The organism is Pseudidiomarina sp. CB1 (assembly GCF_024752025.1).
In the GTDB taxonomy this organism is placed as follows: Bacteria; Pseudomonadota; Gammaproteobacteria; order Enterobacterales; family Alteromonadaceae; genus Pseudidiomarina.
Map to the genome: position 1 here is coordinate 380049 of NZ_JANTPU010000002.1, position 12490 is coordinate 392538.

The 12490-nt window shown below is 51.0% G+C and carries 10 protein-coding genes; 3 read left to right on the plus strand and 7 right to left on the minus strand.

The window, feature by feature from the left end; genetic code table 11:
- Positions 1–135: 135 nt before the first annotated feature.
- The 3 genes from NV375_RS11110 (at position 136) to maoP (ending at position 4893) form a co-directional block, all read left to right on the plus strand.
- On the plus strand, positions 136–2223 hold the full coding sequence (locus NV375_RS11110) for a cytochrome D1 domain-containing protein (protein ID WP_309491688.1): 2088 nt from the start codon (positions 136–138) through the stop codon (positions 2221–2223).
- A complete protein-coding gene (locus NV375_RS11115) occupies positions 2223–4418 on the plus strand; it encodes a TonB-dependent receptor domain-containing protein (protein ID WP_258808278.1) in 2196 nt (731 codons plus the stop codon). The genes NV375_RS11110 and NV375_RS11115 overlap by 1 nt, the downstream gene beginning before the upstream one ends.
- Before the next feature lie 109 nt (positions 4419–4527).
- Entirely contained in the window at positions 4528–4893 is a 366-nt protein-coding gene (gene maoP, locus NV375_RS11120) for a DUF413 domain-containing protein (protein ID WP_258241028.1), read from the plus strand.
- 49 nt (positions 4894–4942) lie between these two features.
- Here maoP and purD read toward each other — a convergent pair whose 3' ends face one another.
- From purD to accC, 7 genes are all read right to left on the minus strand, one after another.
- Positions 4943–6232 carry a phosphoribosylamine--glycine ligase gene (gene purD / locus NV375_RS11125; RefSeq protein WP_258808279.1) on the minus strand — a complete coding sequence of 430 codons (1290 nt, stop codon included), beginning with the start codon at positions 6230–6232 and terminating at the stop codon, positions 4943–4945.
- Positions 6233–6256: 24 nt separating this feature from the next.
- On the minus strand, positions 6257–7105 hold the full coding sequence (locus NV375_RS11130; protein ID WP_258808280.1) for a class I SAM-dependent methyltransferase: 849 nt from the start codon (positions 7103–7105) through the stop codon (positions 6257–6259).
- A gap of 79 nt (positions 7106–7184) precedes the next feature.
- Positions 7185–8756 (minus strand): bifunctional phosphoribosylaminoimidazolecarboxamide formyltransferase/IMP cyclohydrolase, encoded by a 1572-nt coding sequence (purH, locus tag NV375_RS11135; protein WP_405035620.1) that lies wholly within the window; start codon positions 8754–8756, stop codon positions 7185–7187.
- Positions 8757–8833: 77 nt separating this feature from the next.
- The gene (fis, locus tag NV375_RS11140) at positions 8834–9127 is read right to left on the minus strand and encodes a DNA-binding transcriptional regulator Fis (RefSeq protein WP_126773648.1); all 294 of its coding nucleotides are present in this window, start codon (positions 9125–9127) and stop codon (positions 8834–8836) included.
- A 19-nt stretch (positions 9128–9146) separates the two neighbouring features.
- Positions 9147–10112 carry a tRNA dihydrouridine synthase DusB gene (dusB, locus tag NV375_RS11145; RefSeq protein ID WP_258808281.1) on the minus strand — a complete coding sequence of 322 codons (966 nt, stop codon included), beginning with the start codon at positions 10110–10112 and terminating at the stop codon, positions 9147–9149.
- 124 nt (positions 10113–10236) lie between these two features.
- Complete coding sequence (prmA, locus tag NV375_RS11150; RefSeq protein WP_258808282.1) at positions 10237–11118, minus strand: 50S ribosomal protein L11 methyltransferase; 882 nt, start codon at positions 11116–11118, stop codon at positions 10237–10239.
- A 5-nt stretch (positions 11119–11123) separates the two neighbouring features.
- Positions 11124–12473, minus strand: coding sequence for an acetyl-CoA carboxylase biotin carboxylase subunit (gene accC, locus NV375_RS11155; protein ID WP_258808283.1), 1350 nt, complete (start codon positions 12471–12473; stop codon positions 11124–11126).
- Between the last annotated feature and the right edge of the window lie 17 nt (positions 12474–12490).

Genomic DNA, 12490 nt, shown 5'->3' on the forward strand with positions numbered 1-12490 from the left:
TACCCATAAGGTGGTACCTCTCTAGGGCTTAGGTACTCCCTCCATTCATTGATATCGATCAAAAGTCCTCCTTGTACTAGGCTTACAATCAATTTCAGAAGCATCTGAATGATAGGTCCATCAAGGAGGACTCCCATGCACTACCAAAAGCCTAAAACTCTTCAATTTAGACTCACTCCGCTGGCGCTGATCAGTGGTGTGGCTGCATTGTTTTTTACGATGACGCCAGCCCTCGCTGATGAAGATGGTAAGGACGCATACGCGAAGAACTGTCAAGCTTGTCACCAGCCGAATGGTAAGGGGTTGCCAGGCGCTTTCCCCCCGTTGGCAGCAAACCCCAATGTCGACGGTAAGCCAACTTACGTTGTTAAGACAATTTTGCAGGGGAAGTCAGGGCCTCTTGAAGTCAATGGCCAGACCTACAATGCCATGATGCCGCCAATGCAGCACCTTGACGATGACACCATCGCTGCAATCACCAACTATGTGCTGTCAAGTTGGGGTAATAGCGGTGCAGACGTCAGTGACGACGATGTCGAAGACGTCCGTGTCGAGCTTGGCCTCAAGGATCGTGCTGGTGGAAAGCCTCATGCCGACGCAACTGTTGCTGAGGTTAAGTACAAGGGGGCTCCTTCCGCTGTTTCCGGTGCAAAACAAGTGGTCACCCCTGGCGCGCCGAGCATGACCGAAGATGAGTTCGCCAAGGCCCAGGAAATCTACTTTCAACGCTGTGCGGGTTGTCATGGTGTGTTGCGTAAAGGTGCGACCGGTTTACCTTTGACCCCAGACATTACTCAAGAAAAGGGTACTGATTACCTGAAAGCTTTGATTAACTACGGCTCGCCAGGTGGTATGCCAAACTGGGGAACGTCAGGCGAATTGAGTGAAGAAGAAATCGATATCATGGCACGATTTATCCAGCATGAGCCGCCTACACCACCTGAGTGGGGTATGCCGGAAATGAAAGACAGTTGGATCGTTCATGTCACGCCAGAAGATCGTCCAACTGAGCCACAGCATGATTATGACGTCGATAATATGTTTGCGGTAACACTGCGCGATGCAGGGCAGGTGGCAATCATCGACGGTGCCAGCAAGAAAGTCTTGAACTACGTCGACACTGGGTACGCAGTGCATATTTCGCGCGCTTCAAGCTCAGGCCGGTATTTCACCACGATTGGCCGCGACGGCAAGATCGATTTGATTGACCTGTATATGTTCCCGCCACAAGTCGTTGCTGAGATCAAAATTGGTCTCGAAGCGCGCTCGGTGGAGAACTCACGTTACAAAGGTTACGAAGATAAAATTGCCATTGCTGGCGCTTATTGGCCACCGCATTATGTGTTGATGGACGGTCAAACCCTTGAGCCGCACAAGATTGTTTCGACCCGCGGAATGACTGTGGATACGCAAGAGTATCACCCAGAGCCACGTGTGGCAGCGATTGTCGGTTCGCATAAACATCCGGAGTTTATCGTTAACGTGAAGGAAACCGGTCAAATCAAACTGGTGAACTATTCTGACATCGATAACCTTCAGGTCACCACCATCGATGCCGCGCCATTTTTGCATGACGGTGGTTGGGATCGCTCTGGTCGCTACTTTATGACGGCAGCCAATGAGAACGACACCATTGCGGTCGTGGATGCGTTGGAACGTGAGCTTGAAGCTTTGGTTCCAGTTGAACGTATCCCGCACCCGGGTCGTGGCGCTAACTTTGTTGATCCTGAGTTCGGACCAGTATGGGCAACCAGCGCGCTGGGCAATGCCAATATAACGTTGATTGGTACTGACCCAGAGAATCATCCCGACCAAGCATTTAAAGTCGTTCGCATTCTTGAAGGTCAAGGTGGTGGTTCGCTGTTTATTAAAACCCATCCGCAGTCGCACAATTTATGGGTGGATTCACCATTAAATCCTTCGAGTGAGATTGCCCAGTCTGTTGCAGTGTTTGATACCCGCGATTTTAGCAAAGGTTATGAAGTGCTACCGATTGCTGAGTGGGCAGATTTAGGTCCGGGTCCGAAACGTATCGTGCAGCCCGAATACAACATGGCCGGTGACGAAGTTTGGTTCTCGGTCTGGAGTGGTATGGAAGAAGAATCTGCGATTGTGATCGTCGATGACAAAACGCGCACACTGAAACATGTCATCAAAGGCGAAAAAATCGTTACACCTACCGGCAAGTTTAATAATTACAACACACGTAACGAGGTGTATTGATGGAAGCACTGCTCAGGCTAAGGATTGCCTGTGGTGCAGCACTGTTAGCGGTGGCAGGTTCTGCCACCGCGCAACAGAATGACACCCAGGATGAAGTGGTCGCGAAACAAATAGTTCCTGATGAAGTGATTACTGTGGTCGCCCACCGCCAGCCTCGACAACTGAATGAAGTAGCTGGCACGGTTAGTGTCATTAGCGCCGAAGAACTGGCGCGTGACTTAGTCTTAAATGCGAACGATTTGGTTCGTTACGAAATGGGAGTAGAGCTTGATGACACTAGTTCTCGCTTTGGTCACAGCGGTTTTCGTATCCGTGGTATTGGTGGTAACCGCACCGCCATTGTCGTCGATCAAGTAGCTATTGCTGATCGCTTTGCCGTCGGCAGCTTCTCTGACACGGGGCGTGGCTTGCTCGATTTGGGCTTGGCGAACCGTGTCGAGATTCTGCGTGGGCCAGCGTCAACCTTGTATGGCAGTGATGCACTGGGTGGCGTAGTCGCCATCGAAACGCTCAGTGCTGATGATGTACTTTATAACGGTAAACGCGGCACGCACTTGCGGCTAGGCGCTGCAAGCGACGCACAGCGCGGTTATGGGCGTGTTGCCACAGCGTTGAGTGATGGCGACCATAGCGTGTTACTGGCTGGGGCTGCGCAGTATCGTGAGGAGCGTGATGCCGCCGCTGCGACGACGCTCGATCAGCAACGCGTACGGCAAACAGGCGCCTTGCTGAAATGGCAAACCTATGCCGATGTTGGCGTTTGGCAAGTCAGCTTTGATGCCCTTCGTGAAACCCGTGACACGGCTATTTTTCATAGCTTAGGCAGTGGCCGTCAAGCGAGCACCACAGCACTTAGCGGTGATGACGAACGCTACGAGTGGCGGGCCATTTTGCGGTTACGCACTGAGCCAAACGTGCTGGCCGACCGCGGTGAGTGGCGTTTGTTTGTACAAGAGGCGCAAACTCAGCAGCATTCTTTTGAAGAACGCGGAATATTAGCAGAACCATTAAGTATTTATCGTGGTTTTCGTTATGACTATGACAACTATGGTCTAGCCGCAGATCTTGAAAGTGATTGGCGGTGGGGGGATGTACGACACCGCATGGGTTATGGCTTTGAAGTTAGTCGTGCAGAAGTTTGGGACGAGCGTGATGCTTGGCAATGGAATCAAACGCAACAAACGTCCACGACGATCCTGCTCGGTGAAACCTTTCCGTTGCGTGACTTTCCGCGTAGCAAGATCAATGAGCTTGGCTTATATCTCCATGATGAAATCAAGTTGTGGCGAAACGGCCCAAGCTTAAGTCCTGGCCTGCGTTATGAACGTTACGTGCTGCGTACACAAGACGATCCATTATTTGCCGAGCGCTATCCAAATAGTGATGTTACCGATTTAACGCACGATGCGTGGTTGCCAAAACTAGGTTTACTCTGGCCATTGAATGATCAGGCTGAATGGTTTGCGCAGTATGCACGAGGTTACCGTGCTCCGCCGTTCGCTGACGTCAATGTCGGGTTGTATTATCCGCAGTTCCGAGTGCTTGCGATTGCAAACCCGGCTCTACAACCGGAACGTGGTTACACATTTGAAACTGGCGTGCGATGGCGCTCGGCTGAATCCCGGGCGAGTGTGACGGCGTTTCACAATCGTTACAGTGACTTCATCGATAGTCGTGCTTCACTCGGCTTTGACCCACAGCGGGGATTACTCATCTTTCAATCGGTTAACCGCGAAAAAGTCGTCGTTGAGGGCATCGAAGCAAGTTGGGAACACGATTGGACACCAAGGTGGTCAAGCGAGCTTTGGTTGCAGTCAATCCGTAGTGAAGACAAAACCACTGGCGCGGCAGTTGCAGCGGTGAGCCCGTCGTCCATGTTAGCGGCCATACGTTATACGCCAGAAAGTTTGCGTTGGGATAGCCGCTTGGTGTTGCGCGCACAACGTGGGCAAAAGCAACTTTTCAACGCTGACGATGAGGCGCTCTTTGCTGCCCCTGGGTATGCGACGCTGGATTGGCTCGTGCAATGGTACCCAAGTGCCGACATCCGCGTTGGTGCTGGGCTATTGAACCTTACTGATAGAACCTATTGGCAGGCGGCGCAAGTAAGTAGCTACCCTGAAAATGATCCTATCTTGCCGGTATTGTCACAACCAGGGCGTCATGTGCGTGTGACACTTGACGTACGTTTTTAGTAAAAACTAAAAAATTTTATTGACAAGCGTGCCGTTCGCCTCTATATCGTCAGTGTCGCAAGAGGCGAACGATTTTCCCTGTAGTTGTTGGTCTGGAGGAAGGCACACAATGGCAACGATCAACCGTGATTTCATCACTAAGAAGCCGTATAACGACTTCAAAAACTATCCTTACGGGTTTGCCCGTTCAGGCGATTTTTCTATTCGCGAAGCTGAATTGCTGAGTCAGCATGGAAGTTTGATTGCGGCGCTGATGAACGGTGAAGTCGAACCGATGTCAGCCGAAGAGCAGTCATTGTTAGCTGTCGCGCGTGGTGAAAAAGCTGCAGAGACGCCCGTAGAAAAGGCTTGGTCAAAATATCAGGCGCGTATTAACCGACCTAAAGTTGGAAGTATGTATGGTCGTAGCCGCTATACTGATGATGCTTTCGAGCTCTCAGGCGCAGATGACGATGACCTTGTTGTTGAAGACTAACTAAAAAAACCGCGCTGGCCTCAAAGAAAAGGTCGCGCGGTTTTCTCGCTTAAGCGCCTTCGCGACGAATGGCGCGGTGTGCAATATCGGTTCGATAATACACGTCATCCCAGGTAATTTTGTCGACGCCTGCATAGGCTTTTTGCTGCGCTAAGCTTACCGAGTCAGCAATTGCCGTAACACACAATACGCGTCCACCAGCTGTGACAATATCGCCATTTTCTAAGCGTTTCGTTCCGGCGTGGAAAACTTTGGTATCACTCGTATCGGCGTCCTGCAAGCCACTGATCACCTTACCTTTCGCATAGCTTTCAGGGTAACCACCAGCAGCCATAACCACACCTACTGTCGCGCGCGGATCAAAGTCAATGACTTGTTCAGCTAGCTTACCGTCACAAGCAGCTAAGCACAGTTCTACTAGATCTGATTGCAAACGCATCATGATGGGCTGAGTTTCTGGGTCACCGAAGCGGCAATTGTACTCGAGAACCTTAGCGGTACCGTCGGGAGCAATCATCAATCCAGCATAGAGGAAACCTGTGTAGGGATGACCTTCAGCGGCCATACCTTGCACGGTCGGCTCAATCACATGGTCCATCACCCAGTTATGTACTTCAGGCGTCACCACGGGTGCAGGAGAATAGGCTCCCATCCCACCAGTGTTCGGTCCTTTATCGCCGTTGTCACGTGCTTTGTGGTCTTGGCTACTGGCAAAAGCCAATGCTGTTTTACCATCGACCATAACGATAAAGCTCGCCTCTTCGCCGACCAAGAACTCTTCGATGACGACGCGGCTACCGGCGTCACCAAAACGGTTACCCGCGAGCATATCGTCAATTGCGGCAAAAGCTTGTGCTTCAGTTTCGGCAATAATCACGCCTTTACCTGCCGCTAGGCCATCGGCTTTGATGACGATGGGTGTACCTTGGGCACGCACATAGTCTTTCGCAGCGTTAACATCGGTGAAGGTGCCATAAGCTGCAGTTGGAATCTGGTGGCGCGCCAAAAAATCCTTGCTGAACGCTTTTGAACCTTCCAGTTGTGCGGCGCCTTGAGTCGGACCAAAGATATTCAGGCCCGCTGCGGTAAAGGTGTCGACTACACCTGCAACAAGTGGTGCTTCAGGACCAACGATGGTGAGACCTACGGCATGTTCTTGCGCAAATTGGAGTAAGCCTTGGATATCATCAGCGGCAATCGCCACATTTTCGAGTTTTAGTTCCGTTGCAGTGCCGGCATTACCGGGTGCGACAAAGACAGTTTCAACCTGCGGCGATTGCGCCGCTTTCCATGCTAGCGCATGCTCACGGCCACCGCCGCCAATCACAAGTACATTCATGTCGTATCGACTCTCTTGTTTTGCTTATGAGGAAGATTCAGGTTTCTTAAATTTCAAGGTAAAGCGGTCACTTTCGCCAATCCCTTGATAGCGTTCACGGTCTTGCTCACCTAATCCCAAGGTAGGTGGTAAGGTCCACACCCCACGTGGATGATCGGCGTTATCATCAGGGTTTGCGTTAATATCGCTGGCTTTCACGAACACAAAACCAGCCGCTTCGGCCGCGCGCACAGCTAGGCTTTGTTTCATGTAGCCGGAGCTGTCCATATGCGTATTGGGGCGGCTTTCAGGTAAACGGTGATCGACAACACCTAAAATACCACCAGGCTTTAAAGCCTTATAAAACGTTGCGAATGCGGCTTTGACGCCGTCTTCGCCGGCGTTCATGTACCAATTATGTAAATTACGGAAGGTCAACACGCGGTCAGCCGAACCTGCTGGGGCGATCTCACTGTTTTCGAGCGGTGCAAATTCGGTTACCACGATCTTGCTAAAAGCAGGGTCTTTAGCAACTCTCTCGTTAAAAGCCTGCCGCGAGTTAACGTAATACTCACGGGTTTCTGATTGCGGAAAGTGAGCCGCATAAAGTTTGCCCTGTTCCTTGAGATACGGCGCAAGGATTTCGGTGTACCAGCCACCGCCTGGCCAAATTTCGACGACGGTCATATCTGGTTCGACTTCGAAGAAGGTCAGTGTCTCGATGGGATGGCGATGCCGATCTCGACTCAGGTTGTCAGCCGAACGTGCTGGGTTGTTATTGACTGCTTGCTCTAGGCTCATCGCACTCGTGTCCGCTGAGTCAGTGTTCTCAGAACAAGCGGCAAGCAGGCTCACGCTCGCCGCTAAGGTTATCATTGCTAAGAAGTTTTTCATGGTTACTTCCTTATGTTGCTGCTATCGACGGATAGGTTAGGTTTAATCCTAGACGGCGTAGCGCAGAACGGCAATGTTATTAATGACGGAAGTGGCGCATGCCGGTGAAGACCATGGCAATGCCGTGCTCGTCTGCCGCGGCAATGATTTCGTCATCACGAATTGAACCACCAGGCTGAATAATCGCTTTAATACCCGCTGCTGCCGCCGCATCAATACCGTCCCGGAACGGGAAGAAGGCGTCGGATGCCATAACGCTACCGGCGACTTCAAGGTTTTCATCAGCAGCTTTTATGCCCGCGATTTTGGCACTGTAAACACGACTCATTTGGCCTGCACCGACACCGATGGTCATGCCGTCTTTGGCATAGACAATGGCATTGGATTTCACAAATTTGGCAACTTTCCAGCAGAACAGTAAATCTTTGAGTTGGTCAGCGGTCGGCTGCACCTTGCTCACCACTTTTAAGTCTTGTTCGGTGATCTCGCCAAGGTCAGCATCTTGCACTAATAAGCCACCATTGACGCGCTTAAAGTCAAAGCTTGCAGCTCGCTGTGCTGGCCATTGACCACATGATAACAAGCGAACGTTAGCTTTCGCTGCTACGACCTGCTGCGCTTCAGCACTTACACTAGGGGCAATAATGACCTCAACGAATTGGCGGTCAATAATGGCTTTCGCTGTCGCTTCGTCAAGTTCACGGTTGAAGGCGATGATGCCGCCAAATGCTGACGTTGGATCAGTTTTGAAGGCACGGTCATAAGCAGACGAGATATCGTCGCCAATTGCTACGCCGCATGGGTTTGCATGTTTAACGATAACGCAAGCCGGTTCGGCGAAGGATTTCACACACTCCAGCGCGGCATCGGTGTCAGCAATGTTGTTGAACGACAATGCTTTACCTTGCAACTGCTGAGCAGTGGCAACCGAAGCTTCGTGTGGCTCTGCTTCGACGTAAAAAGCCGCCTGTTGATGGCTATTTTCGCCGTAGCGTAAATCCTGCTTCTTCTCGAATTGGGCGTTGAAGGTGCGTGGGAATTGGCTTTCTTGTTGCGGCAAACGCGCGCCAAAGTAATTGGCAATCATACCGTCGTAGTGCGCCGTGTGCTCGAAGGCGCGAATAGCAAGATCGAAACGGGTGTCGAAGGTCAGGCTGTTGTTATTAGCATCCATTTCGGCAATCACCCGCTCATAATCGCGTGCATTGACCACAATGGTGACGTCTTGATGGTTTTTCGCGGCAGCACGAACCATTGTTGGGCCGCCAATATCGATGTTCTCAACGGCGTCTGCATGTGAACAGTTTGGATCGGCTACCGTTTTTGCAAATGGATACAGGTTTACCACGACCATATCGATAGCGGCGATACCTTGTTCAGCCATTACTGCGTCGTCGGTGCCGCGCCGCGCTAAAATGCCGCCATGGATTTTCGGGTGCAACGTTTTAACCCGACCGTTCATGATTTCTTCTTGACCGGTGTGTTCGGAAACATCGGTAACAGGGATATTGTTGTCACGCAGCAGACGCGCTGTTCCACCTGTGGAGAGGAGTTGCACACCACGTTGTTGCAAGGCTTGTGCAAATTCAATAATGCCAGTCTTGTCCGATACACTTAAGAGCGCACGTTGAATAGGTCGAAAATCCATCATGGTCACCGTTAAATTTCAATAAACTACTGTTCTCAAAACAAAAAAGAGCACACAAGGCGCTCTTTTTCAGGGGGCAATTAATTCATGCCGTACTTTTTCAATTTCTTACGCAACGTGCCGCGGTTGATGCCCAGCATGGTCGCTGCACGGGTTTGATTACCGCGCGTATAGGTCATGACCTCTTCCAGCAACGGCGCTTCGACTTCAGCGAGCACCAACTCGTACAACTCTTCAGGGTCTTGGCCGTCAAGTTGTTTCAGGAATGAGTTTAATGCTTGCTTCACTGAATCGCGCAGCGGTTTTGGCTGGGCGTTATTACCAATCGTCGTGAATGGTGAAACTTGGTCACGATTTGCGTTTTGATCAAACATAGGTGCGCTCTATCTCTTCTTAGTTTACTGAGTTAAAAAACGTCGCCAGTGCATCGATTTGCTCGGCGGCATCCTCGATAGTCACAAATTGGCGGCGAAATTCTGCCGCAGGCTGTTGCTCTTGCAAGTACCAACCCACATGTTTTCGGGCAATCCGTACACCGGTAAAGTCACCGTAATGTTCATGCAAACGTTTTACATGCCGCATGACCACGTCAGTTACTTCACTCATGCTCGGCTTTGCCAACTGTTCGCCGGTTGCCAAGTAATGCGCAATTTCGCGAAACAGCCATGGATTACCTTGGGCGCCGCGACCGATCATAATGGCATCGGCACCGGTATAAGCTAAAACCTCACGAGCTTTAGCTGGAGTTCTGATGTCACCATTAGCAACAACTGGAATCGTCACCGCCTGTTTTATGGCTCGAATGGTGTCGTATTCCGCTTCTCCTTTGTACATACAAGCACGCGTGCGTCCGTGTACCGCGAGGGACTGAATACCAGCTTGTTCCGCAAGCTGAGCAATAGCAACGCCATTACGATTGTCAGGATCCCAGCCTGTACGTATCTTCAAGGTGACGGGAACATCTACTGCGTTGACGACCGCATACAAGATGTCTTGCACTAGGTCGGGGTATTGCAGCAATGCTGAACCCGCCATCTTTTTATTCACCTTTTTGGCTGGGCAGCCCATGTTGATGTCAATGATCTGCGCGCCATTCGCCACATTATGCTGTGCCGCTTGCGCCATCAACTCAGGTTCGCACCCAGCGATTTGAACAGCCTTTATACCGGGCTCGTTAGCATGCCCCATGCGCTTTTGCGACTTTTGGGTTTGCCATACGCGTGGATTACTCGACAGCATCTCAGAGACAGTTAATCCTGCACCAAGCTCATTGCACAGCTGGCGAAAAGGAAGATCTGTGACACCCGCCATGGGTGCTAAGATCACTGGATTGTCGAGGAGATAAGGTCCGATCCGCATCGGTTAAAAACTGTTCAACTCAAGGGTCGGAAATTTTAGGGAATTTAGCACAGAAAGAAAAGGCTGTATTTTGTACAAAAGCAGCCTTTTTTGCACTTTTTACTCTTGACAATTTAATGACAAGCTACTGTTTACGCGTTGCGTGGAGCATTACCCAGTCATCTTGCACGGTAGCCGGGTCAAATGTGAAATCAGCGTTATAAGCGTTTTGCACGGCTTCAATTTGCCGTTCAAGGATGCCAGACATCACTAAATCCCCCTGCGGACCGACATAACCTTTGATGACGGCAGCGAGCTCTTGCAACGGTCCAGCCAAGACGTTGGCCAAAACAATATCGGCCGCCATGGTCGGTTGTTCACTCGGCAAATAAACCTCCAAGCGTTCCGCCACGCCGTTCCGTTCAGCGTTTTCGCGGCTGGCGATTAACGCTTGACGATCAATATCGATACCGATCGCGCGCTCGGCTCCCAATAACAATGCTGCAATTGCCAAAATACCTGATCCACAGCCAAAATCGACGACGGTTTTGCCGCTCAAGTCTTGGCTGTCCAACCATTGCAAGCAAAGGGCCGTGGTTGGGTGAGTACCAGTACCAAAGGCCATGCCGGGGTCGAGTAGGATATTGACCGCGTTGGGATCTGGAATGTCCCGCCAGCTGGGGCACACCCATAAACGTTGACCGAACTGAATCGGATGAAAGTTATCCATCCACTCACGTTCCCAGTCTTTGTCTTCGAGCGGGTCGGTTTTATAGTTCAGGCCATCCTTGAAGTATTTTGATTTGCGTAGGTTTGCCAGCACCGGCTTAAGATCCGCCGCGGCGGGAAAGAGACCCGTCACCAGCGTTTCTTGCCAATACAGCACTTCACCGAGTGGCGGCTCAAAAATGGGATTGTCTTGCGCATCGCGATAGGTCACCGCCATAGCGCCGTTGCCCTGCAACATGTCACCGACCAGCGGTGCATGTTGCTCAGGCGCAGATACCGTAAGCTGAATCCATGGCATGGGGGTTAATGACCACCCATGCCAAGTTTCTTCTCGAGATAGTGGATGTTCGTGCCACCATGCTGGAAGTTTTCATCAGCCATAATGTCTTTCTGTAATGGTACGTTGGTTTTGATACCTTCAATGATAAGCTCACTCAAAGCATTGCGCATGCGTGCAATTGCCACATCACGGTTTTCGCCGTAGGTGATGAGTTTACCAATCATCGAGTCGTAGTTCGGCGGCACTTTGTAGTCCGCGTAGACGTGTGAATCCCAACGCACACCCAAGCCACCCGGCGGATGGAAGCGAGTGATTAATCCCGGCGATGGAACGAAGGTATTTGGATCTTCGGCATTGATACGGCATTCCACCGCATGGCCTCGAATCACTACGTCTTCTTGTGAGAATGACAGCGGACGACCGGCAGCGATGCGTAACTGCTCTTTGATCAAATCAATGCCGGTAACCATTTCGGTAACCGGGTGTTCTACCTGAATACGGGTGTTCATTTCAATAAAGTAGAACTCGCCGTTCTCATAGAGAAACTCGAAGGTACCAGCGCCGCGGTAACCAATTTCCAAGCAGGCTTTGGCACAACGCTCGCCGATGTACTTGCGCATTTCTGCAGTAATTCCAGGAGCAGGCGCTTCTTCCACGACTTTTTGGTGACGACGTTGCATCGAGCAGTCCCGTTCACCAAGGTAAACAGCGTTGCCTTGACCATCGGCGAGTACTTGGATCTCAATGTGGCGTGGATTCTCAAGGAATTTTTCCATGTACACCATTGAGTTCCCAAATGCCGCACCAGCTTCTGCTTGCGTGGTACTAATGGCGCGAATGAGTTCTTCTTCTTTGCGCACAACGCGCATACCACGACCGCCACCACCACCGGCAGCTTTAACGATCACTGGGTAGCCAATGCGCTTGGCGATTTTTAAGTTCTTTTCTTCATCGTCGCCAAGTGGGCCACCTGAGCCAGGTACGCAAGGAACGCCAGCTTTTTTCATCGCTTCAATGGCAGAAACTTTATCGCCCATTAAGCGGATCACATCAGCCGTTGGACCGACAAAAATGAAACCTGAATTTTCCACCTGTTCGGCAAAGTCAGCGTTTTCCGCAAGGAAGCCGTAGCCAGGGTGGATGGCAGCTGCGTCGGTTATCTCAGCAGCACTAATAATGCGCGGAATATTTAAGTAACTCTCGTTGGCTGGTGCATTACCGATACAAATCGATTCATCCGCCAACAGCACGTGTTTGAGATTACGGTCAACCGTCGAGTGCACCGCAACCGTCTTGATACCGAGCTCCTTGCATGCACGTAACACGCGCAAGGCAATTTCACCTCGGTTTGCAATGACAACCTTATCTAACATGATGATGTCCTGATTTG